At 64.8% G+C, this 22144-nt stretch carries 21 protein-coding genes; 12 read left to right on the forward strand and 9 right to left on the reverse strand.

Features of this window, described 5'->3' with window-relative positions:
• Positions 1-6: 6 nt before the first annotated feature.
• Positions 7-1344, reverse strand: a complete 1338-nt coding sequence (gene ggh / locus CH266_RS01040; protein ID WP_027495036.1) for a glucosylglycerate hydrolase — start codon at positions 1342-1344, stop codon at positions 7-9.
• A gap of 107 nt (positions 1345-1451) precedes the next feature.
• Between ggh and CH266_RS01045 the strand changes: the two genes are divergently transcribed.
• Both CH266_RS01045 and CH266_RS01050 read left to right on the forward strand, forming a co-directional pair.
• Positions 1452-1967, forward strand: a complete 516-nt coding sequence (locus CH266_RS01045) for a DinB family protein (protein ID WP_027495035.1) — start codon at positions 1452-1454, stop codon at positions 1965-1967.
• Positions 1968-1980: 13 nt separating this feature from the next.
• On the forward strand, positions 1981-2652 hold the full coding sequence (locus CH266_RS01050) for an SDR family oxidoreductase (protein ID WP_094714479.1): 672 nt from the start codon (positions 1981-1983) through the stop codon (positions 2650-2652).
• Between the two features lie 217 nt (positions 2653-2869).
• On the opposite strand, the gene CH266_RS25695 is transcribed toward CH266_RS01050, so the two are convergent.
• On the reverse strand, positions 2870-3103 hold the full coding sequence (locus CH266_RS25695) for a LuxR C-terminal-related transcriptional regulator (RefSeq protein ID WP_441347032.1): 234 nt from the start codon (positions 3101-3103) through the stop codon (positions 2870-2872).
• Between the two features lie 339 nt (positions 3104-3442).
• Between CH266_RS25695 and CH266_RS01060 the strand changes: the two genes are divergently transcribed.
• Positions 3443-4681: a TetR/AcrR family transcriptional regulator gene (locus tag CH266_RS01060; RefSeq protein ID WP_094714481.1), complete on the forward strand. Its 1239-nt coding sequence runs from the start codon at positions 3443-3445 to the stop codon at positions 4679-4681.
• A gap of 21 nt (positions 4682-4702) precedes the next feature.
• Here CH266_RS01060 and CH266_RS01065 read toward each other — a convergent pair whose 3' ends face one another.
• Both CH266_RS01065 and CH266_RS01070 read right to left on the reverse strand, forming a co-directional pair.
• Positions 4703-5293, reverse strand: coding sequence for a cytochrome b/b6 domain-containing protein (locus CH266_RS01065; protein WP_094714482.1), 591 nt, complete (start codon positions 5291-5293; stop codon positions 4703-4705).
• Positions 5277-6002: a molybdopterin-dependent oxidoreductase gene (locus CH266_RS01070; RefSeq protein ID WP_094714504.1), complete on the reverse strand. Its 726-nt coding sequence runs from the start codon at positions 6000-6002 to the stop codon at positions 5277-5279. Before CH266_RS01070 ends, CH266_RS01065 begins: the two co-directional genes overlap by 17 nt.
• Positions 6003-6093: 91 nt before the next feature.
• Here CH266_RS01070 and CH266_RS01075 point away from each other — a divergent pair, with 91 nt between their 5' ends.
• On the forward strand, positions 6094-6519 hold the full coding sequence (locus CH266_RS01075; protein WP_094714483.1) for a pyridoxamine 5'-phosphate oxidase family protein: 426 nt from the start codon (positions 6094-6096) through the stop codon (positions 6517-6519).
• A 5-nt stretch (positions 6520-6524) separates the two neighbouring features.
• Here the strand turns inward: CH266_RS01075 and CH266_RS01080 are convergent, their stop codons facing one another.
• Together CH266_RS01080 and leuS are read right to left on the reverse strand one after the other, a co-directional pair.
• The gene (locus CH266_RS01080; RefSeq protein ID WP_094714484.1) at positions 6525-7799 is read right to left on the reverse strand and encodes a lipase family protein; all 1275 of its coding nucleotides are present in this window, start codon (positions 7797-7799) and stop codon (positions 6525-6527) included.
• Between the two features lie 88 nt (positions 7800-7887).
• On the reverse strand, positions 7888-10710 hold the full coding sequence (leuS, locus tag CH266_RS01085) for a leucine--tRNA ligase (protein ID WP_045841542.1): 2823 nt from the start codon (positions 10708-10710) through the stop codon (positions 7888-7890).
• A 68-nt stretch (positions 10711-10778) separates the two neighbouring features.
• Here leuS and CH266_RS01090 point away from each other — a divergent pair, with 68 nt between their 5' ends.
• Genes CH266_RS01090 through CH266_RS01105 form a run of 4 tightly spaced genes read left to right on the forward strand, consistent with a single transcriptional unit; the run spans position 10779 to position 14565 of the window.
• Positions 10779-11183 (forward strand): SdpI family protein, encoded by a 405-nt coding sequence (locus CH266_RS01090; protein ID WP_094714505.1) that lies wholly within the window; start codon positions 10779-10781, stop codon positions 11181-11183.
• A gap of 4 nt (positions 11184-11187) precedes the next feature.
• Positions 11188-12168 carry a DUF1648 domain-containing protein gene (locus tag CH266_RS01095; protein ID WP_094714485.1) on the forward strand — a complete coding sequence of 327 codons (981 nt, stop codon included), beginning with the start codon at positions 11188-11190 and terminating at the stop codon, positions 12166-12168.
• 8 nt (positions 12169-12176) lie between these two features.
• Positions 12177-13172 carry a bile acid:sodium symporter family protein gene (locus tag CH266_RS01100; RefSeq protein ID WP_094665885.1) on the forward strand — a complete coding sequence of 332 codons (996 nt, stop codon included), beginning with the start codon at positions 12177-12179 and terminating at the stop codon, positions 13170-13172.
• Between the two features lie 31 nt (positions 13173-13203).
• Complete coding sequence (locus tag CH266_RS01105) at positions 13204-14565, forward strand: glutamate decarboxylase (RefSeq protein ID WP_094714506.1); 1362 nt, start codon at positions 13204-13206, stop codon at positions 14563-14565.
• 106 nt (positions 14566-14671) lie between these two features.
• Here CH266_RS01105 and CH266_RS01110 read toward each other — a convergent pair whose 3' ends face one another.
• Together CH266_RS01110 and CH266_RS01115 are read right to left on the reverse strand one after the other, a co-directional pair.
• Entirely contained in the window at positions 14672-15289 is a 618-nt protein-coding gene (locus CH266_RS01110) for a YqgE/AlgH family protein (RefSeq protein WP_032371389.1), read from the reverse strand.
• Between the two features lie 54 nt (positions 15290-15343).
• On the reverse strand, positions 15344-16033 hold the full coding sequence (locus CH266_RS01115; RefSeq protein WP_057474596.1) for a TetR/AcrR family transcriptional regulator: 690 nt from the start codon (positions 16031-16033) through the stop codon (positions 15344-15346).
• A gap of 117 nt (positions 16034-16150) precedes the next feature.
• Between CH266_RS01115 and CH266_RS01120 the strand changes: the two genes are divergently transcribed.
• The 3 genes from CH266_RS01120 to CH266_RS01130 are packed head-to-tail and all read left to right on the forward strand — an operon-like array spanning position 16151 to position 19950.
• On the forward strand, positions 16151-17083 hold the full coding sequence (locus tag CH266_RS01120; protein ID WP_094714486.1) for an NAD-dependent epimerase/dehydratase family protein: 933 nt from the start codon (positions 16151-16153) through the stop codon (positions 17081-17083).
• 24 nt (positions 17084-17107) lie between these two features.
• Entirely contained in the window at positions 17108-18394 is a 1287-nt protein-coding gene (locus CH266_RS01125; RefSeq protein WP_094714487.1) for an MFS transporter, read from the forward strand.
• Positions 18395-18453: 59 nt separating this feature from the next.
• On the forward strand, positions 18454-19950 hold the full coding sequence (locus tag CH266_RS01130; protein ID WP_094714488.1) for a DUF4185 domain-containing protein: 1497 nt from the start codon (positions 18454-18456) through the stop codon (positions 19948-19950).
• Positions 19951-20000: 50 nt separating this feature from the next.
• On the opposite strand, the gene CH266_RS01135 is transcribed toward CH266_RS01130, so the two are convergent.
• A complete protein-coding gene (locus CH266_RS01135) occupies positions 20001-21467 on the reverse strand; it encodes a CCA tRNA nucleotidyltransferase (protein WP_032371394.1) in 1467 nt (488 codons plus the stop codon).
• A 101-nt stretch (positions 21468-21568) separates the two neighbouring features.
• Between CH266_RS01135 and CH266_RS01140 the strand changes: the two genes are divergently transcribed.
• Positions 21569-22144: an NUDIX hydrolase gene (locus tag CH266_RS01140; protein ID WP_032373580.1), complete on the forward strand. Its 576-nt coding sequence runs from the start codon at positions 21569-21571 to the stop codon at positions 22142-22144.

A 22144-nucleotide genomic window follows, 5' to 3' on the forward strand; every position in this document is an offset into this window, starting at 1 on the left:
GCCGGCTCATCCGAGCCAATCCAGCACGGCAGCGGCCGTCCAGGACTGCTGCATGCTGCCGAGCGGCTTGCCGGTGAACGGCTCGTAGTACTCGGCGAAGCTGCCGTCACTCGCCTGACGCAGACCCTCGTCTCGCAAAGACAGTGATCGCTCCGACCACCCGCGGCGTGCGAAAGCCCACGAGAACAGCCATGTCATCACCGGCCACACCGGTCCCCGCCAGTACTCGCGAGCACGGAAGTCCTTCGACACCGGGGACGTCGACGGCGGTACCGCGTACCGCAGGTCCGGATGTCCGCAGAACCGGGTGCCCTCGAAGATCCGAATGAGATTGCGCTCCTGCTCGCGCGGCAGTCCTCCGCACAGCAGCGGCGCGAACATGGCAATGGTCTCCGTGCCGATCCACTGACCCGTCCGCAGATCGAAATCTCGTGCCCCACCCGAACGCGTGTCGGTGGTCGCGATGACTCCCGTGCGGAACTTGTCCGCCCATCCGCGCAATTCGCGCACATCCGAGCGCGGCCGCGAGTGGTCCTCCCCGATGGTGGCGAGGACGTCGCACGCGACGGCGAAGATGGCACTGACGAACACGTCCTCGACGGCGAAGCTCATCTTCGTCTTCAACGCATCGTCGTCGTAGCCGACCTGTTTCATCTCCTCCACCAACCAGATGTAGCGGTCGTACTCGAGATTGCTGGGCCGCTGAGACGAGTCCGTGATGACCGCCTTGTCCTCTCGAAAATACGGATCCATCTCGCCGGCAACCACATTGGCGTAGGCCGAATCCCATCGCGGCGAATTGTCCATACCGGACTCCCAGCCATGGAACAGCGCGATGCGTCCGTTGTCGTCGACGTCGCGGGCCTGGGCGAGCCAACGATGCCACCGCACCAGATCACCCCAGCGGCGATCCAGGAACTCCTCGGCCACCGCTCGCGTCGTGCGGCCGTGGCGTTTGGAGTGATCGAGGATGCGCTGCACGGCGATCGCGTGGACGGGCGGTTGGGTGATTCCGGAAGTTTGCGGACTCATCGGAGCGTGGGTCGCCAGCGTCCCGGTGGCCCACCGCGCAGGGCCGGGGAAGTAGCCGTCGACACCGTTGGCGAACACGATGTGCGGAATCATCCCGTTCTTCCACTGCGCCGACAGCAATGTGTCCATCTCCACGACGGCCCGCTCGACGCTCAACGGTGCCAAGCCGACGGAAACGAATGCGGCGTCCCAACTCCACATATGCGGGTACAACCTGGGTGCTGCGCTGGTCATGGTGCCCAGGTCGTTGCCTCGGAGCAGATACGCCGCACGTGCGGCCAGCTGCGTGGAAGTGAAACCGCGATCGCCCATGCAGATAGTTTGCGTCCGGCGGCCGATTTCTGCTCGGTTGGATTGCGGACCGAAGGTGTCCGCGATCGCTCCTAGTGTGAGTTTCACCAGCTACCAGGAGGAAAACAATGGCCACCGAGAACACCGACATTCAGAAAATGCTCGCCGAACAGCGCGCGAACTTTCTCATCACCGTCCGCGGCATCAGCGAGGAACAGGCTCGTACCCGCACCACCGCGAGCGAGCTGACCCTCGGTGGACTGCTGCACCACGTGATCAGCAACGAGCGCCACTGGATGACAGTGATCGCAGAGCTGGACGAGACGGCCGAATTCGACATGGCCGCCGCCGGCAGCGAGTACGTGATGGCCGAGAACGAGACCGTCGCCGGACTCGTCGCCGAATGGGAAGAGGTGGCCGGTGCCACCTCGGCAGCGCTAGAAACTTTGGACCTCGACCTGTCGGTACCTGTCCCGACGGCGCCGTGGGCACCCGAACGAATCTGGCAGAGTGCACGATTCACGGTTCTGCACATCCTTCGCGAAATCTCTCAGCACGCCGGCCACGCGGACATCATTCGCGAGGAACTCGACGGCGCGAACACCACCCAGGCATGGGCATCCGAGGCGGGGATGAGCTTCTAGCTAACCTGAGTTCATGACTCGTACTGCGTTGGTGACCGGAGCAAGCCGGGGTCTCGGGGCCCATATCGCTCGAATGCTCGCTCCGGACCATCACGTGTTGCTGGGTGGTCGGTCCACCGAGTCCCTCGCCCACATTGCGTCGGAACTGTCCGGGTCCACCCCATGGCCGGTGGAACTGACCGATCCGGACGCGGTGGCCGCTGCCGCGTCGAACATCGATTCTCTGGATGTGTTGGTGCACAACGCCGGCGTGGCGGCGCTCGGGACGGTCGAAGAGTCGACGGCGGACGATTGGCGTCGCCAATACGAGGTGAACGTCATCGCCGTCGTCGAACTCACTCGATTGCTACTCCCTGCACTGCGCTCCGCCGAAGGCCATGTGGTGCTGATCAATTCGGGTGCCGGCATACGCGCCAACCCGGGTTGGGGTGCCTACGCGGCGAGCAAGTTCGCGCTCCGCGCCTTCGCTGATGCACTGCGCCTCGAGGAGCCGACGTTGCGCGTCACTTCGGTGCACCCAGGACGCATCGACACCGAGATGCAGCGGGAGATCGTCGCGCACGAAGGCGGGGAGTACGACGGCTCGAAGTTCTTGCAGCCCAGCACCGTTGCCCGTGCAGTGCGCAACGCAATCGATACTCCCGCCGATGCTCACCCCACGGAATTGGTGCTTCGCACCAGGTGAGCGAAACTTCGTAGCAGGGGTCGAGTTTCCACTCACAACAAGAGCTCGACCCCGGCGTTGTTCACAGGACCGACTGCATCTCCCTCTTCACCCTTGCCAGTGGACGAATACAGTCTTCTCATTCACTCGGATGATCTACCGCTTACGGTCCGGGGCGGCGACTGCCGACTACCTCGGGCACGCATCTACAGGCTTCAGCAACGCGGACAATCCAGCTTCAGAGATCGTCCAGTTTCACGATGCCGTCTTGCAGGGCGCGCGCGACGAGTGCAGCTTTCGTGGGAGCGGCGCGGCCGACGCGGGAGTACTTGTCACGGATCCTCGTCAGGTGCGTGTTGACGGTGCCCAACGCGATGTGGAGGCGTGCGCCCACGTCGACCTTGGAATCGCAGTCCAGCCACGCCTTGAGCACGGTGATCTCCCGCGCGGTCAGGCCCGGTGAGGTGTACACCCGCACAGCCCGCGCGGGCGCAGGGGTGGGCCTTGCTCCGCCGGGCCTGGTAGCGAGTGGAGAGCGGACGCCGCTCGACACCGAGACTCGCGAATAAAGTTGGGGTCGATGATTCGTCGCTACCATCTTGGCCTCCTCATGCAATCGGCCTACGGACCGATCTGAATCTGACCACGGTTGCCGAACTCCATGCAACACAAGCTTATTCGAGGCTTTACTCCACAAAGCATGTTCGGCTACACCATGCTTTAGTTGAAACTAAACAGCGGGATCCGGACCATCCAGTTGCTATAGTTCAAGATCCAACAATGCGGTGCAGGTGAACGAAGGCGGTAGTCGGTGAACCAGAAGTCACTCCCACGGGAGCAGTTCCTTCAGGCCGGATATCGCTTGCTCGGTGAGATGGACACGACCGATCTTGCGCGTTCGCTCTCGATCTCGGCCGTCGTCGAACGCGCGGGGCTGTCGCACCAAACTTTCCACAACACGTACCCCGGTAACTCTCGCGGCGGCGGGTCCGGCGGCAAGGAAGCATTCGTCGAAGACCTCCTTGACCACCTCACACTCGATTACACCGGTACTGCGGCTACTGCCGGCAGCCAGGACGTGAAAGCTCCGGTGTCGGCGCTGTTCGACGACCTCACGTCCGGTCTCATGCGACGTCGCCTCGTCGCAGTGCTGCTGGCTGCCGACCACAACGGTGCCCGAAAGGCCGTAATCCCCGAGTTCGAGCGCTTCGACACCGACCTGCGATCCATCATCGGCCGGGCGGTGCAGGCTCACGGCGGATCGTTGCGCCAACCACTGTCGCTGACAAACCTCTCGGCGGTCGTCGGGGCTCTGCTCGACGGGTTGGCGCTCCGGGAGGTGCTCACGCCGGGCTCGGTGTCCTCCGACGACGTTGCATCGGCCACCAACTCGATTCTCCAGTGGGCCATAGACCCACTGCATTCCGACCGCACCGTTGCCCAAGCCGATCCGGGCGAAATCTCGGATGCTCTGCGGCCCGACCTCGAGGCCGACGTGATCGCGGCGACCGAAACTCTGTTCGTCGACAACGGCTACTTCCTGGTCACCCTGGCCGACATCGCGGCGGCGGCGAAGATCCGCGTAGAAGACCTTCGACGACTGTTTCCGAGCAAGGTCGACATCATCGTTGCGGCGCTGAAGCCCGAATTCGACCGTGTGCTCCGGCTCCGTCGCGCCGACGAACGCCTCGGAGTCGACCCCGCCACCGCACTGCAACGCACGTTGGTTTCTTTGGGCGAGTTCGTCATCGACAATCGAGCCATGAGCTCGGGCATGCTGCTCGCGTTGAGCTTCGAACAATTCCACCAACCGAGCACCATCACGACGGTCATCGAAAACCTCTACCTCCCGTCCGCTGTGGTCCCCATTCTCGAACGCGGACGTGAAAGCGGCGTGTTCAGCGACGACGCACCGGCACTCGAAGCCGCAATCATGTTGACCAACAACATTCTCTTCCGCTGCCTGACGCGTCCTGCGGAGTCCGCAACCGAAGTGGCGCAGGGTGTCTTGCGAATACTGATGCCCGGTGTTGCGATACGGCCAGCGTGAGGACGCTGGACTGAACTGTTGTCACCACTCCGGATGCTCGTGCTCTGCCCACTCCCTGGTCACGGCACCCTGTGTCATTCCGCGCATTGCTTCCGGGTCACGCCAGGCGTAGGTGATGTGACCGACGACGAGTAGCCCGAATCCCAGGGCGAACCAGTCGTGTACGAATGTTGCACCGATACGCCATTGCAGTGGACTCCACGTGGAGAAGTACATGACGACGCCGGTACCGAGAAGTACCAGAATCGACCCGGCACTCAGGGCACCGTTCAGCTTCTGGCCGGCGTTGAATTTCCCGACCCCCACCGCCCCGAGTCGACGTGCTTTGGAGCGCAACCACTTCCAATCGTCGGCGACGAATCTGTTGAGACGGTTGAGGTCCGCGCGATAGCCGCGTGAGACCGCACCGAGGATCAACGGAATCGGCAACAGAAAGCCCGACCACACGTGCACGAACTCCACCACCGGACGATTGCCGACCAGCACCGCGAGCGACCCGATGTACAGAATCACCGCGGTCACCATGCAGACGATCACCAAAACCCCGACTGCCCAGTGCACGTAGCGCTCGACTCGGTCGAACCGTGCGCGGTCGTCAGCTCGTGGGGTCATCGCGACGTCCGTTCGATTCGCCGACGTACGCGTCGATGTCGTATCCACGTTTCTCCCAGTATCCGGGAACCACGTTGTCCGTCAACTCGATTCCGCCGAGCCACTTGATGCTCTTGTAGCCGTACATCGAAGCGACGAACAGCCGAACCGGACCTCCGTGATCGTGGGTGACGGGGCCGTCGAGCATGGTCAACGCGACAAGCACGTCGTCGCGACGGGCCTGCTCGAGCGTCAGACTCTCGGTATACGTGCCGTCGAACGAGGTGAACCGCAACGACGTCGCCGACGCGGTGAGTCCGACGGCATCGAGGATATCGGCCAATCGCACTCCGCTCCACGCAACTTCGGGTACCCGCCATCCCGTCACGCACTGGAAGTCACGTACCAACGACGTCTGCGGCATCGCGCGGAGGTCCTGCAGCGTGAACGTGCGCGGTGTGTCGACGGAACCGCCCACCGTCAGGGCATAGGAGTTCTCGTCCTTGCGCGGCGCGCCCTGCGTCACCGAATAGAAGCGAAAGTTGTCGCCCACGGGAATCAGTCCGATCAGGCCCGTCGGATCGTGGTTACCGATCGGCCCGAGTACCGACGCGAGACCCTTCTGCACCGCGCCCCCACCGACGATGCCCGCGACCCCGGCCGCCACCAGGCCGAGCACGACTCGGCGACCCACGGGGCTACCCGCAATCTTCGGCTCGTCGATCGGCATCCCTCCACTGTCCACGGCGGACCCGGATCAGGCCACATCGGGCGTCGAATCAGGTCTGGAACTTCGCCCGGAGAAGTCTTACGGTTGATTCATGGCACTGTCGAAGACAGAACGCGAAGAGTATCTGGCCGAATCGCATATCGCCGCCCTCTCGGTAGCGGCCGGGGCGGACCGTGGCCCGCTGACGGTACCGATCTGGTACGACTACACCCCCGGCGGTGAAGCCTGGGTGTTGACCGGTGCCACGTCGAAGAAGGCCCAATTGATCAGGACTGCAGGGCGATTCACTCTGATGATCAAGCAGTCCGATCCGACGATCCGCTACGTCAGCGTCGAAGGTCCGGTGGCGCGAGAGGAGCCGAGTACTCCCGAGTTGCTGCGCGCCATGGCAGCCCGCTACCTGCCCCCGGAGAAGGTCGACGGCTACCTCGAGATGGCCAACCGTGAGCACGAGGAGAACGTGGTGTTCTACCTGCGCCCCGAACACTGGCTGTCTGCCGATCTCGGGGCCATCTGAGAGAACTACGAAGTCGGGGTCAAGGCATTGCCGGGCAGGATCGTCACACAGTTGCTGTGCGTCGGCCCACCGCTGAACCGTTCGGTCAGGAACTGCAGGCTCTGCGCCTCGAATACCGGGAAGGCGTCGCTGTGCGTCAGGCCGTCGTACTGCGCGTACTGCACATCCACGCCCCGGCCGCAGTAGCCGTACGCCAGTCCCTGCACATCGCCGGTGATCATGACGGTATCGCCGATCGGATCGGCGTGACCGACGGCCAGAAACATCGGCGTCCGCGGAGTGCCCTGGCTGCCCATGATGTTGTCGTCGATCGCCGCCACCACCTCGGGTACATCCAGCAGGGAGGTGTACGGGGCCTTGACCATCGAGGCGTCGGTGAGTGTCGGGTAGTCGTCGGCGAACTGGGCGATGCATTCCTGATCGACCTGGTCGATCACCTCGAAGCCGTAGTCGGAGATGAAACTGTTCAGGTCGAGGTCGTACGCACGCTCGTAGGCGACGATCAGTGCCGGAATGACACCCGCCCACTCTCTGTTACCGCTGACGTACGGAAGGTTGTGAGCCAGGTCGACCGGTAGCCCGCCGGCCGCCGCACCGACCAGATTCAGCTCGGGCGCGTATTCGGGGGCAACTTCGGCACCCCACTGCGTCGGGACGGATCCACCGGAGTACCCGACCATGCCGACGGGCGTGCTCGACGGAAGCTGCAGGAGGGACTGCGCGGCACGAATGCCGTCCAGAGCGGCGTAGCCCGACTGCCGCCCGATCGTCCATTCGAGCTCCTCGCCCTCGTAATCCGGCACGACGACGGTGTAGCCGGCTGCAAGGTAACCGGCAATGACCGCCTGTTCCGCGCCGGCAATGGGACTCGTGGACCCGCCGCTGAGGGTGTACGAGGGATTGCATTGCGAGCCGAGGGCGTCGTACGCCATGTGGTACGAGACGATCCGCGTCGGCCCGGGGATCAAGGGCCGCAGCACTGTGGCGACCGTGACGACGCCGTCGCCCTGCTGGTCGGTAGTCCTGTAGAGCACCTGGCTACCTGTGATCGGCGTCGGCTGGGTGGGGGTACGGAACGTCATGGGCCTCGACCGCAGCACCGTTCCCGGGGAGACGTCCAGGCCGCCGTCCCAATCGTAGAACGGATCGTCGGCAGGAATCGGTGAGCCGGGTCCCGGATCTGCTTGTGCGACAGGGACACTCACCAGAGTTACGGACCCGAGAAGCAGTACGACGGAGGCGATCAGCCTCAACGCAAACCCTCTACCAGCCAATGACATGCAACAAATTAAACCCCCGCGAGCTCGAAGTTATGGACGGAAATCGCAAGATTTTCATCCATAACTTCGAGTTCGGCGGAGGCGAGAGCTACTTCAGAACGATGTTCACCATGCGACCAGGGATCACGATGATCTTGGTCGGGGCCTTCCCGTCCAGCAGGGCCACGATTTTCTCGTCTTCCAATGCCGTCTTCTCTACGTCGTCCTTCGTTGCATCGGCAGACACAGTGATGCGGCTGCGGACCTTGCCGTTGACCTGGATGGGGTAGTCGACGGTATCGGCGACCAACCACTTCTTCTCCACGCGCGGGAATGGCCCGTGCGCCAACGACTTCTCGTGTCCGAGCCTGCCCCACAGGTCCTCGGCGAGGTGCGGCGCCAGAGGAGCGAGCATCAGGATCAACGGCTCCACCACACCGCGTGGAGCACCGTCGGGGTACGCCTTGGTGATGTGGTTGGTCAGCTCGATCAACTTGGCACCGGCCGTATTGTCGCGCAGCGCAGCGTAATCCGCGTGCACACCGTCGATCACGCGGTTCAGTACCCGCAGGGTGTCCTCGGTGGGCTTCGCATCGGTGACGCGAACCTCGCCGGTCACCTCGTCGAGCACCAGTCGCCACACGCGCTGCAGGAATCGCTGCGCGCCGACGACGTCCTTCGTCGCCCACGGGCGTGAGGTGTCCAGCGGACCCATCGACATCTCGTAGACACGCAGAGTGTCGGCACCGTACTCGGCGAAGATCTCGTCGGGTGAGACCGAGTTCTTCAGCGACTTACCCATCTTGCCGTACTCACGGTTGACGGGCTGGTCCTGGTAGAAGTAGCCGCCGTCGCGTTCGACGACCTCGGCTGCAGGAACGTAGACCCCGCGGGAATCGGTGTACGCGTAGGCCTGGATGTAGCCCTGGTTGTACAGGCGTCGGTAGGGCTCGCTGGAGCTGACGTGACCCAGATCGAACAGCACCTTGTGCCAGAAGCGCGAGTACAGCAGGTGCAACACCGCATGCTCGACGCCACCGACGTAGAGATCCACTCCGCCCGGATCGTTGGGTCCGTGGATTTCGGGACGCGGCCCCACCCAGTACTTTTCGTTCTCCGGGTCTGCGAAGGCCTCGGAGTTGGTGGGGTCGACGTAGCGCAGCTGGTACCAAGAGCTACCGGCCCACTGCGGCATCACGTTGGTGTCGCGGGTGTAGGTCTGCAGTCCGTCGCCCAGATCGAGTTCGACGTTGACCCACTCGTCGGCCTTGGCCAGCGGTGGGGACGGCTCGGAGCTGGCGTCGTCAGGATCGAACGACACCGGGGCGTAGTTCTCGATCTCGGGAAGTTCCACTGGCAGAGCAGAATCGGGCAGTCCGTGCGGGTTGCCTTCGGCGTCCCAGACGATCGGGAACGGCTCGCCCCAGTAGCGCTGGCGCGCGAAGAGCCAGTCGCGCAGCTTGTACTGAATTGTGCCGCGGCCCTTGCCTTCCGACTCCAGTCGGGAAATGACGGCGGCTTTGGCCTCGTCCACCGGCAGGCCGTCGAGGAAACCGGAGTTCACCAATTCACCGTCGCCGACGTAAGCCGCCTCGGTGACATCGCCGCCGGAGATGACCTCGCGCACAGGCAGATCGAATGCCGTCGCGAACTCCCAGTCACGTGCGTCGTGGCCCGGAACGGCCATGATGGCACCGGTGCCGTACCCGGTCAGCACGTAATCGGCGATGAACACCGGCACCTGCTCACCGTTGACCGGGTTCTCGGCGTACGCACCGATGAAGACGCCGGTCTTCTCTTTGTTCTCCTGCCGCTCGAGATCGGACTTCGCGGCGATCGACGCGCGGTATGCGGCAACGGCTTCGGCCGGTGTCGCGGCGCCGCCGGTCCACTTGTCCGAAATTCCGGCAGGCCACTGCTCGGCCACCATGCCGTCGACCAGATCGTGCTCGGGCGCCAGCACCACGTAGGTGGCACCGAACAGCGTGTCCGGGCGGGTGGTGAACACCTCGATCCCGGAGAACGAGACCTGCGCTCCGCGAGAGCGTCCGATCCAGTTGCGCTGCATGGTCTTGACCTTCTCGGGCCAATCCAGGTATTCGAGGTCGTCGACCAGCCGATCGGAGTACGCAGTGATGCGCATCATCCACTGGCGCAGGTTCTTTCGGAAGACCGGGAAGTTGCCGCGATCGCTACGTCCGTCGGCGGTGACCTCCTCGTTGGCCAGCACGGTACCCAGGCCAGGGCACCAGTTGACCATCGAGTTGGACTCGTACACCAAACGGAAGCCGTCGATCACCTCGCGGCGTTCACCGACGGTCAGCGACTCCCAGGAGCGGCCGTCGTCCAATGTCCGCTCACCCGAGGCGAATTCCGCCTCCAGCTCCGAGATGGGGCGCGCCTTGCCGAGCTCGTCGTCGAACCAAGCATTGAAGATCTGCAGAAAGATCCACTGCGTCCAGTGGTAGAAGTCGACATCCGTCGTCGCCAGGGACCGTCGACGATCGTGCCCGAGACCCAGCCGACGCAACTGGCGTCGCATGTTGACGATGTTGTCCTCGGTGGTGCTGCGCGGATGCGTACCCGTCTGCACGGCGTACTGCTCGGCGGGCAGCCCGAAGGCGTCGTAGCCCAGTGCGTGCAGCACGTTGCGTCCCTGCATGCGGTGGTACCGCGCGAATACATCGGTGGCGATGTAGCCCAAGGGGTGCCCGACATGCAGGCCGCTGCCCGACGGGTACGGGAACATGTCCTGGACGAAGAGCTTGTCCTTGGGGACGTCTCCGGCGAGCGCTCCGACCGGGTTGGGCGCGTCGAAGGTGCCCTGCGATTCCCACAGGTCCTGCCACTGCTCCTCGATGCGCCCGGCGAGTTCGGCTGTGTAGCGGTACTCGGGAACGGACTCGGTGGATGCTTCAACGGAATCGGTCACACCTACCAGCCTAAAGTGTGACGCGGCCCGCCTGGTACCAGGACCTCGCTGCGCCGTATCCTGGCCAGGTGGTCATCGTCTCGGTTGTGTTGTTCGTGCTCGCCCTCGTCGTCGGGGCTGTCGCTGCCCTGTCGCTGCTCGGCCGGCTCCCGCGCAATCGATTCGCCGGTGTCCGTACCCCCGAGGCAATGCGCGACGACGAGACGTTCGTCCTCGCGAACCGTGTCGCCGGCCCGACCACAGCCGCATCTGCGCTGGTACTGGGCATCGGCGGCGTAGCCGCACTCGCACTGAGCGGCATCGCAGCGGTCGTCGGAGTGGTCGTTGCCCTCGCTGCAGCGCTGTTCATCGCCGCAGCCGGCGGATCCATCGGTGCCCGCGCAGCCGCGGCAGTGCCGGCACCCGCCGAGGCCGACGGATGCGGACAATCGTGCATCTCGTGCAGCCTCAAGGACGCCTGCCAGCCGAGCTGAGCGCATGAAACAGAAGAGTCTGCGCACCTTCGATCCGGCCGGAGTCGTCTTCGGCGTCGTCCTCCCGCTCGCGGTTGCCGCTCTCTGCCTCGTCCTGGCCTATCTGTGGGAGGGTCGCCTGCCGGACCAGGTGGCGACTCACTTCAGCGGAACCCAGCCGGACGACTTCTCCAATCCGCTCGCCAACGCCTGGACCGTCGCCATCGTCATCGTGTTGGTCGGGGGCGGTGTGAGCGCGGTGGCCGCCCTGGCCCGAGTGCTGCTGATCATGCGTCGGACGATGCTGATCATCGGGCTCACCGTCGTCGGGACGATCGGCGTGCTGGAGATCGCGACCCTCGCACGCGAACTCGACCTACCCACCGAGCAGAGCGTCACCATTCCCGGCTGGGCCATCGCCGTCGGTACCGTTGCCGGGTTCGCCATCGGACTGTTCGGAGCGACGCGCCTGCGGGATCACCGCCAACGCGTCGTCGCCACCGCACCCCTGCACACCGACCTACCTCGGTGCGGCCTCGAACTGCCGCTGGTGGTTCCCGTCGGAGCGAGCCGCGTCGCCGCAGTCACGGTGATCGCGCTGTCTGCGGCCGGAGCCGGCGTGACGTGCTACCTCTCGAATTCGCCGTGGCCGATCTTTCTGTTCGTTCCGCTGACCATCCTGATCCTGTCCCTACTGCGATTCACCGTGCACATCGACAGCGACGGTCTCTACGTCTCGAGCCTGGGAATGGCGGCATTCGACTACGACATCGCCGAGATCACCGGTGCCTCGGTGCGGACGGTGAACCCGGCCAAGGACTTCGGCGGGTGGGGTCTTCGAGCGAAGGGCCGCGGTAACTACGCCGTCGCCACCGAAGCCGGGCCGGCGGCATTCGTCACCTTCGCCAACGGTGATCGACTGACCATCGGAAACGCAGCCGCCGACACGATCGCGGGAACGCTCAACACCCTCACCGACCGTGCCCGCACCACCACTGCGGACTGAGTGGCCGAGTGAAAGCGTTGCGGGACACCGTCCTGGATCCCTTCCTGCTGAGCATCTTCGCGGTCGCCGCGCTGGCGAGCATCTTCCCCGCGTCGGGAACCGCCGAGGACGTTCTCGGCTGGGTGACACGCGTCGCCATCGGGCTGCTGTTCCTCATCTACGGCGCGCGACTGTCCCCACGTGACGCCTGGGAAGGCGTCAAACACTGGCGCTTGCACTCGGTGATCCTGGCGTCGACGTACCTGCTGTTCCCTGCGCTCGGACTGGCCCTGAGGGTCCTCGAACCGAGTCTGCTCAGCGAGGACCTCTACACCGGAGTGCTGTTCCTCTGCCTGGTGCCCTCGACCGTCCAATCCTCGATCGCCTTCACCTCCATCGCCCGGGGCAACGTGGCCGGTGCCGTGGTGAGCGCGTCGTTCTCCAACATCCTCGGTGTGTTCGTCACCCCGCTGCTGGTGCTCGCGCTGATGACCACCACGGGTTCGGCGAGCATCGATCCCAGCTCGATCCTCGACATCGTTGCGCAGCTGCTGCTCCCGTTCGCCGTCGGTCAGCTGCTCCGACCCTGGGTGACGGGCTGGCTGACCCGCCACAGCGCGTCGACGAAGCTCGTCGACCGGGGATCGATTCTGCTGGTCGTCTTCTCCGCCTTCAGCGCGTCGATGAACCAACACGTGTGGTCCTCGGTCGCCCTGTGGCGCATCGGCATCGTCGTCGCCGTGTGCATCCTGCTGCTCGCCCTCGTTCTGACGATCACCTGGTACGCAGGCAAGTCGTTCGGTTTCTCGCTCGAGGATCGTCTGGTGCTGCTGTTCTGCGGATCCAAGAAGAGCTTGGCGAGCGGACTGCCGATGGCCGCCGTGCTTTTCGTCGGCCAACCCATCGGGTTGATCGTCCTGCCGCTGTTGCTGTTCCATCAGATCCAGCTGATGGTGTGCACCGTCATCGCTCAGCATTTCGCGCGTCGACCGGAACCGAGCCCGGCGGCGGTCGTCGCGGACTAGGTTGGTGTCAGTCGAGAAATCGGAGAAGACAATGCCCAGGAAACTGCACACGGACGGCGTCGTCTCTGCCGCCTACACCGGCCGGCTCGCCACCGATCCTGTACCCGCACTGCGACTCCCCGAGAATCAACTCGACCCCGACGCCGCCTACCGCTACATCCACGACGAACTGATGCTCGACGGCAGCTCACGCCTCAACCTGGCAACGTTCGTGACCACCTGGATGGATCCGCAGGCCGAGAAACTCATGGCGGAGACGTTCGACAAGAACATGATCGACAAGGACGAGTACCCGTCGACCGCGGCCATCGAAGAACGCTGCGTCAACATCGTCGCCGACCTGTTCCACGCACCCGGCCTCGACCGCGAGGACCCGTCGTCGGCCACCGGCGTCTCGACCATCGGATCCAGTGAAGCAGTCATGCTGGCGGGGTTGGCGCTCAAGTGGCGCTGGCGGGCGAAGGGCGCCGGGACAGGAACCCCGAACCTGGTGTTGGGCAGCAATGTCCAGGTGGTGTGGGAGAAGTTCTGCCGCTACTTCGACGTCGAACCCAAGTACCTGCCCGTCGAACGCGGGCGCTACGTCATCACCCCGGAACAGGTTCGGGACGCGGTGGACGAGAACACCATCGGCGTCGTGGCGATTCTCGGCACCACGTTCACCGGTGAACTCGAACCGGTACAGGAAATCTGCGCCGTCCTCGACGAGATCGCCGGCGGCGGTGGACCCGACGTACCGGTTCACGTCGACGCGGCCAGCGGTGGGTTCGTCGTACCGTTTCTGTATCCGGAGCTCGAATGGGACTTCCGTCTGCCTCGGGTCAAGTCCATCAACGCCAGCGGACACAAGTACGGATTGACCTATCCGGGAATCGGATTCGCCATCTGGCGGACCAAAGAAGACCTGCCCGAGGATCTCGTGTTCCGCGTGAACTACCTCGGCGGCGACATGCCCACCTTCACGCTGAACTTCTCGAGGCCGGGCAATCAGGTCATCGGCCAGTACTACAATTTTCTGCGCCTGGGCCGGTCCGGCTACACCGACATCATGAAAGCACTGCGCGACACCGCAGTTCGCGTCAGCACTCATCTCGCGGGACATCCCGATATCGACGTGATCACCGACGGATCGGCCATCCCGGTCCTGTCGTTCATGCTGAAGGAGCACTGCGAGTTCACCGTGTTCGACGTGTCCCACGAACTGCGTGCCCGCGGCTGGCAGGTGCCGGCGTACACGATGCCCGACAACGCCACCGACGTCGCCGTACTCAGAATCGTCGTCCGCGAGGGCTTCAGCGCAGACCTCGGCCGCATGCTGTGCATCGCCATCGACGAAGTGATCGACGGTCTGAAATCGGGCGGACACTCGACCGCGCGGGCTTTTTCGCACTAGGTTGCGTCCTGGGTCGTGAGTGGAAGCTCGACCCCTGCTACGAGGCGGGAGTGGAGCCTGCGGAACGACCCGAAGGCACTTCCGCGCACGTGCGGCGCAGCCGCTCTCAGTTCCGTTCGACGTCGATCGGGTGGGATGCCAACAGCGCCAACGGCATCGGCTGACGACGCAGAACCTGCGCCCACAGGTCGACGCGCGGCGGACCGATCACATCGGAAGCCAAGGCCGACAACACGATCCAGTCTTCTCGGTCCAGTTCACCTTCGAGCTGCCCGAACGTCCACCCCGAGTACCCGGCGAAGATGCGCACACCCTCCACGTACGGCGCGATGTCTGCGGGGTCGGAATCCAGATCGACCATCACCACCCGGCCGTCGACTCGGCGCAGACCGGCGACCCCGTCGATCGACGCACCGGTGCGCAGCGTGGCCAGACACAGTGCCGAATCGCGTTTGACCGGACCACCGACGTACAGGGCCCGCGGCTTCGCGGCGAGCTCGGACCAATCGGGCAGCACGTTCTGCACCGCGGTCTCACTGGGGCGATTGATCACGACGCCGAGACTGCCCGCGTCGTTGTGTTCGATGATGTAGATAACGGTGCGCCGAAACGTGGGCTCCACGAGTTCGATGGACGACACCAGCAGACTGCCGGGACGAACATCGTGCAGTGCCGACGCCGTCCGGTCCTCGGGTTCCTCCGCATGCGCTGCCACATCAGCCATTGTGGCACCGCACACCGCCGGATGTGGCACAAGCACGACGGCCAGTCCTCGGTCCTACTCGAGCCCGGCAATCTTCGTCAGAATCCCCAACTGGAACTCGAACAACGCGTCCCGGTCAGCGAACGTCGTCGCGCCGTACTGATCGAACACGTCGAAGTTGATCGCACCGAACAGCGACGCCCACACCATCACGCCCAATGCGATGAGCTCGTCGGGCAGGTCCATGTCCATCTGGGCGCGGATGTCCTCGAAACTTGCGTGCAGCGACGCCAACTCGGTAGGTGCCGATTCGATGTCCGGGCGACGGATGTCCCAGGCCGACTGCAGGACCGCGACCAATGTGGTGATCACCCGGGTCCCCGGGCCGGTGGTCTGTTCGGCGGGCGCGTGGTAACCGGGTACGGGGCTGCCGAAGAGCAGCGCGTACCGGGCCGGCTCTCGCAGTCCCCATCGACGCACCGCCCGGCTCAACGCCCGGAATTGGTCGGCAGGGCCGTCCGCGGCGTCGACGGCCGCGTCGACTTCGTCGCCCAGCTCGGAATACGCATCGACGACGAGCAAGGTCAGTAGTTCGTCCCGGCTCGAGACGTAGCGATAGACCGCCGAGGAGACGACGCCCAGATCTCGGGCGACCGCGCGTAGCGACAGGGCCGCAGCACCGTCTGCGGCCAGGTGCTCCCGTCCGATGCGGGTGATGTCGCTCAGGGTCTGGGCGCGGGCTCGGGTACGCGGAGTGCTCGCCATGCTCGCTACTGTAACTGCCGCTCTTTTCCGAGAGCACTGCTCTTGCTTTTCTCTGAGCAGAGGTGCACACTCGACACATCAGAGAGCACCGCTCTCGTTTACCGAAACGGAGTAGCCATGTCAGAACTTCACGTCGTCACCGGTGCGGGACCCGTCGGCTGGACGATCGCCGAACAGCTTGCTGCACAGGGACATACGGTGCGTATCCTGACTCGATCCGGCAGCGGGCCACAGCATCCGAACATCGAACGGCGATCGGTCGACATCGAGTCCGACGACCTCCGAGCGCACGTCGACGGAGCAACCGCCATCTATCACTGCACCCACGCCGCCTACGAGAACACGGTGTGGCGCGACAAGCTCGAGGCGATGGAACGACGTGTGCTCGACGCGGCCGCGGGCACGGTCGTCGTGTTCCCCGAAAGTCTCTACGCCTACGGCCGGGTCGACGGGCCCATCCGCGAGGACTCACCCAGAAATGCCACGTTCCGCAAGCTGGGTGTGCGCACCGAACTCCTGGCCGCACGCGACGCTCACTCGACCCCCACCGTCAGCATCGCGGCATCCGACTTCTACGGCCCACGGGTGCTCGTCTCGCACATGGGAGAACGTGTGGTCGCCAATGTGCTCGCCGGTAAGACCATTCGGGTGATCGGGGCCGCGAACCTACCCCATTCCTTCACGTACGTGCCGGATTTCGCAGCCGCGATGATCGTCGCGGCCGCACGACCGTCCACGTGGAACACCGTCCTGCATGCACCGACCGCCCCCGCGGTGACTCAGCGGGAGATGATCGAGATGTATTCCGCTGCAGCGGACTTGCCGACCCCGAAGATCGGTGTCGTGCCGGCTTGGGTCATGCGAGCACTGGGGCTCGTTTCCGGTCCGATGAAAGAGCTGGGGGACACCCTGTACCAGTTCCGCTACCCCTACATCCTCGATTCGAGCCGCAGCGAGCGCGTTCTCGGCCTCGAGCCCACCCCGCTCGCCGACGGCACAGCCGCCACGATCGCGTGGTGGAAGGCAGACAAGCCCGCCGTATCGGTGTGACCGACGCGGGATAGAGTCCCGTCGGTGAACGACGCCTCCTTTCGTACCCGCCTACGTGAGTCCCCGGGCGTCGGCAAGCTCACCACCGTTCGTTTCGCCGGCCAGTTCGGTGATGGATTGTTCCAAGCCGCATTGAGCGGTGCCATCCTGTTCAATCCCGAACGCGCCACCAACCCCGCCGAGATCGCCGCCGGTTTCGCTGTTCTGCTCGTGCCCTACTCTTTGGTGGGCCCGTTCGCAGGTGCGCTGTTGGACCGCTGGGATCGTCGATCGGTTCTGTTGTGGGCCAATATCGTTCGCATCGTTCTCATCACCGCTACCGCCGGGCTTCTGTGTGCCGGGGTCGACGCCACGCCGCTGCTGCTGTTGGCTCTGGCCACCGTCGGGCTCAGTCGGTTCGTCCTGGCGGGCGCGTCGGCATCCTTGCCGCATGTGGTGCGGCAATCGTGGCTGGTGCCGATGAACTCGGTACTCGCCACCGTCGGCTCCGGTTTCGCGGCGGCCGGTGCGGGACTGGCGGTCGCAGTGATCGGTGCCGTCGGAGCGGGGGACTTCGGTTCGGGTGTCGCCGTGGGGCTGGCCGCGACCGGCTCGGTGGTCGGTGCTGTTGCGGCCGGACGGTTCGCGCCGCGGTCTCTCGGTCCCGATACGGACGATCGGCCCGGCAACCCGCTGAAAGATGTTGCCGCCGGCCTGAAATCGGGTGCCCTCGCGGTGTGGCGGTCGCCGGGCGTGACCACCGCGATGATCGGCATCGGGGCACACCGCATCGTGTTCGGCATCAACACCCTCATCATGGTGCTGGTGCTGCGGGAGAGCACGCAGAGTTCCCTGCCCGGCGGCCTCGCCGGCTTCGGCATTGCCGTCGGAGCCACGGCCACCGGAATGTTCCTCGCCGCCGTCATCGCCCCGTTCGCCGTCCCGCGGTTCGGCCGCACCCGCACCATCGCCACGGCCCTCGTCCTGGCCATCGCCGCTCAGGTCGGTGCCGTCTCCGGCCTCACCCAGACCAGTCTGCTGCTCGGAGCTTTTCTCCTCGGGATCGCCGGGCAGACCGTCAAACTCAGTGGGGACGCCGCCATGCAGATCGAGATCGACGACGCGCATCGCGGACGAGTCTTCGCGTTGCAGGACACCGTGTTCAACGTCGCGTTCGTCGGCGCCCTCGCCGCGGCCGCATTCGCCGTCGGCCCCGACGCCACGGAGCTGAGCCAGGATCCCACTGCGCACGCGCTGGTGTTCGTCGGAGCAGGGATCTACGCCGTCGGCTTCGTCGCAGCGATACTCAACACGAGGCGCGCACCGCGCTGACGTGGTGTATCTTGCCGTATCGGACCGCTAGGTTTCGTCGGACAACACGGGGGCACCGCATGCATGGCCGCACGACGTCGCTCGGCTGCATCATCGCGGTTGCCGCAGGTACAGCCGTTCTTGCCGCACCCCCCGCGTACGCGGCGCCGCCACCGCCGGTGAATTCCTGTGGAGAAACCGGATTCGACCCCAAGGACTACCCACCAGAGCCCATCGGGGCCGGCAATCCGCCGCAGCTGCCGCCGTTGCCGGATCGTGTGGTGATCCCCGTGCCGTATCCGTCGATCGAACTCGTGCCGGTGCCCGACCCGCCGCCGAACAACACCCGTGTCCAGGCCGAGCCGTCGGCCGACCCGTGCGCGGACCCCTGCCCCGACCTCACCGACGCCAGGGAGTCGCCCACCACCGGCTCTGCAGACCATCTGCCGTTCCCTCGCATCGAGATCGACCCGCAGCCCGAGACCATTCCCATCCCGATTCCCGGCCCCGGTGGTACTCCGGGAACCCCGCCGCCCGCACCCGCCGTCAACGCGGCGGAGTCCGGGCCGACGACGGTACCGCCGGTGGCACCGACCGTCGGACACGTCGAGGTGGTCTCGCAGCTGACCGGACCGGGATCGGAGAACCGCACCGACAAGCGCTGGCAGGTCGACGGCACCGACCTCGGCATCATGTGGGAGAGCAAACCGGGCGAGGTCGCCGTCGTTTTCGGCGATTCCTTCGGCAAGGGTTGGGAATTCGGTGTGGTCGGCGGGGACGATTGGCGGTCGAACGTACTGGGACACAGCACCGACACCGACCTGTCCGACGGTATGACCCTGGACTCGATGGTGCAGGATTCCCGTTGTCACGCAGCCGAACTCCTGCCCTCGCGCAAGATCAAGAATTGGGAGACCACGGTCATCCCCACGTCCGGGTTCGCGATCGACGATCGGCAGTACATGTCGTACATGTCCATCCGGCGGTGGAGCACGATCCCCGACATGTGGTGGACCAACTACGGCGGCATCGCCTATTCCGACGACAACGGTTCCACCTGGGTCAAGGACGAATATGCCAAGTGGGACAACGTCTTCGGGTTCTCCAAGTTCCAGGTGTCGACGATGGTCCCGGCGGGGGAGTACGTGTACATGTTCGGCACCGTCAACGGTCGCGCCGGCCAGGTCGGCCTGGCACGCGTCCCGAAAGCGGACGTACTGAACAAGACCGCCTACCAGTACTGGGTGAACGGCACCTGGGCTCCCGTCGGATCGAACGAGGCCACCCCCATCGCCGACGGTATGGCCGGGGAACTGTCGGTCCATCACGACGAGGCCCGAGACCTCTGGCAGATGACGTATCTGGATCCGTTGCGCGGCGATATCGTTCTGCGCGAAGCGAATTCACCGCAGGGCCAGTGGACCGCCCCGAGCACCCTGATCGATACCGCCGAGTACCCCAAGACCTACGGCGGCTTCATTCATCCGTGGTCCACGGCGAACGAGCTGTACTTCACCGTCTCGGAGTGGGACAGCTACAACGTCTATCTCGTCAAGGCCGAGCTTCGCTCGTCGTGAGTGGAAACTCGTAGTGGGCTACGAAGTTTCGCGCACGTGCGCGGGACGCGCTACTGCGTCGGCCACCACTCGAGCAGCGCCGCTTCGGCGTCCTCACGTGAGAGTGGTCCTCGATCGAGGCGCAGTTCCTTCAGGTATTTCCACGCCTTGCCCACGTCGGGACCGGCGGGGATACCGAGCAGCTCCATGATCGCGTTGCCGTCGAGGTCGGGACGAACCCGCGCCAAGTCCTCTTGCTCGGCGATGCGGGCGATGCGCTCTTCGAGATCGTCGTAGGTGGCTTGCAGGGCAGCCGCTCGACGCTTGTTCCTGGTGGTCGAATCGGCTCGAACCAGCTTGTGCAACTTGGGCAGTAGCTCGCCGGCATCGGTGGCGTAGCGACGCACCGCCGAGTCGGTCCACTGACCCTTGCCGTATCCGTGGAATCGCAGATGCAGGAACACCAGATGCGAGACGTCCTCGATCATCTTCTTCGAATACTTCAACGCGCGCATACGCTTTCGCACCATCTTGGCCCCGACGACCTCGTGGTGGTGAAAGCTGACGCCGCCGCCGGGCTCGTTACGTTTGGTGTCGGGCTTGCCGATGTCGTGCAGCAGTGCGGCCCAACGCAATACGAGATCGGGGTCGCCGTCCTCGAGATCGATGGCCTGCTTCAGAACCGTCAACGAATGCCAGTACACGTCCTTGTGCTGATGATGCTCGTCGATTTCGAGCTTCATGTTCGGCACCTCGGGAATGATCCGCTGAGCCAGACCGGTCTCGCACATCACGTCGATGCCCTCGATCGGGTGGGCACCGAGAATGAGCTTGTCCAGCTCCACCTGAATGCGCTCGGCGGTGATGCGGTCGATCTGATCGGCCATGTCGACGATGGCGCTGTGCACCCGCGGCAGCAACGAGAAACCGAGTTGCGACACGAAACGGGCCGCGCGCAGCATCCGCAGCGGATCGTCACCGAACGACGTTTCCGGTGCCGACGGGGTGTCGAGAACGCCCTCGAGCAATGCGTCCATGCCGCCGAGCGGATCGACGAACTCCTGCACGCCGTCCGCACCCAACCGCACGGCCATGGCGTTGACGGTGAAATCGCGTCGAACGAGATCTTCTTCGAGGCTGCTGCCGTACTGCACCTCGGGGTTACGCGAGACCTGGTCGTACGAATCGGTGCGGAACGTCGTGATCTCGATCTGCTGGCCGTCCTTGGCCGCACTGATCGTTCCGAACGCGATGCCCGTATCCCACTGATGGTCCGCCCACCCGGACAGCAGCGTCTGAACGACCTCCGGCCTGGCGTCGGTGGTGAAATCCAGATCGGTTCCCAAACGACCGAGAACCGCGTCCCGAACGGACCCTCCGACGAGGTAGAGCTCGTGGCCCGCGGCGGCGAACAACGCGCCCAGCGGGGTCAATACCGGCGCGAGTTCACGCAACGTCACCGCAGCTGCAGCCAGCAACCTTTCCCGGCGCGCATCGGCGTGCTCGGGGGAAACGGAAGACAGGGACTGATCGGCCACGGTGGAAGAGCCTACTGGCGCAGTACCGACCGGATCGTCTCGGCCATCGGCCACGGTGCGGCAAGCCGGGGCGGGGCGCCGAGGCAACTAGTATGGATCGGGTGTCTGCTGCCGAACGTGCGAACAGGAGCCGCCGCAACCCGCGGCGGCGTCAAGCACGCGCCGACACCGAAGCACCCAAGCTGCGGACCGTCCGAGAAACCTCTGCCGGAGGCCTGGTGGTCGACGGCCTCGACGGCCCGCCTGCCACCCGCTGCGCAGCCCTGATCGGCCGCACCGACCGGCGCGGACGCCTGCTCTGGTCCCTGCCCAAAGGACACATCGAGCAGGGCGAAACCGCCGAGCAGACGGCCATGCGCGAGGTCGCCGAGGAGACCGGCATCCGCGGCACCGTGCTGGCGTCGCTGGGAAGCATCGACTACTGGTTCGTCACCGAAGGCCGCCGAGTCCACAAGACCGTTCACCACTATCTCCTCCGCTTCCTGGGCGGTGAACTGTCCGACGAGGATCTCGAGGTCACCGAAGTCGCCTGGGTACCGCTGAGCGAACTGCCGTCCCGACTCGCCTACGCCGACGAACGCAAACTCGCCGCCATCGCCACCCGACTCATCGAGGACATGAACGGCGAGCAGACAACCGGCGGCGACACGAACGCACCCACGCCCGGCGGGAAGTGA

It is taken from the genome of Rhodococcus sp. 06-1474-1B (assembly GCF_002258885.1).
GTDB lineage: Bacteria > Actinomycetota > Actinomycetes > Mycobacteriales > Mycobacteriaceae > Rhodococcoides > Rhodococcoides fascians.

Coding starts and splice junctions, on each gene's coding strand:
- ggh (WP_027495036.1), bottom strand. CDS start 1,344: ATGGGCGATCGCGGTTTCACTTCCACGCAGCTGGCCGCACGTGCGGCG.
- CH266_RS01045 (WP_027495035.1), top strand. CDS start 1,452: ATGGCCACCGAGAACACCGACATTCAGAAAATGCTCGCCGAACAGCGC.
- CH266_RS01050 (WP_094714479.1), top strand. CDS start 1,981: ATGACTCGTACTGCGTTGGTGACCGGAGCAAGCCGGGGTCTCGGGGCC.
- CH266_RS01065 (WP_094714482.1), bottom strand. CDS start 5,293: ATGACCCCACGAGCTGACGACCGCGCACGGTTCGACCGAGTCGAGCGC.
- CH266_RS01070 (WP_094714504.1), bottom strand. CDS start 6,002: ATGCCGATCGACGAGCCGAAGATTGCGGGTAGCCCCGTGGGTCGCCGA.
- CH266_RS01075 (WP_094714483.1), top strand. CDS start 6,094: ATGGCACTGTCGAAGACAGAACGCGAAGAGTATCTGGCCGAATCGCAT.
- CH266_RS01080 (WP_094714484.1), bottom strand. CDS start 7,799: ATGTCATTGGCTGGTAGAGGGTTTGCGTTGAGGCTGATCGCCTCCGTC.
- CH266_RS01095 (WP_094714485.1), top strand. CDS start 11,188: ATGAAACAGAAGAGTCTGCGCACCTTCGATCCGGCCGGAGTCGTCTTC.
- CH266_RS01105 (WP_094714506.1), top strand. CDS start 13,204: ATGCCCAGGAAACTGCACACGGACGGCGTCGTCTCTGCCGCCTACACC.
- CH266_RS01110 (WP_032371389.1), bottom strand. CDS start 15,289: ATGGCTGATGTGGCAGCGCATGCGGAGGAACCCGAGGACCGGACGGCG.
- CH266_RS01115 (WP_057474596.1), bottom strand. CDS start 16,033: ATGGCGAGCACTCCGCGTACCCGAGCCCGCGCCCAGACCCTGAGCGAC.
- CH266_RS01120 (WP_094714486.1), top strand. CDS start 16,151: ATGTCAGAACTTCACGTCGTCACCGGTGCGGGACCCGTCGGCTGGACG.
- CH266_RS01130 (WP_094714488.1), top strand. CDS start 18,454: ATGCATGGCCGCACGACGTCGCTCGGCTGCATCATCGCGGTTGCCGCA.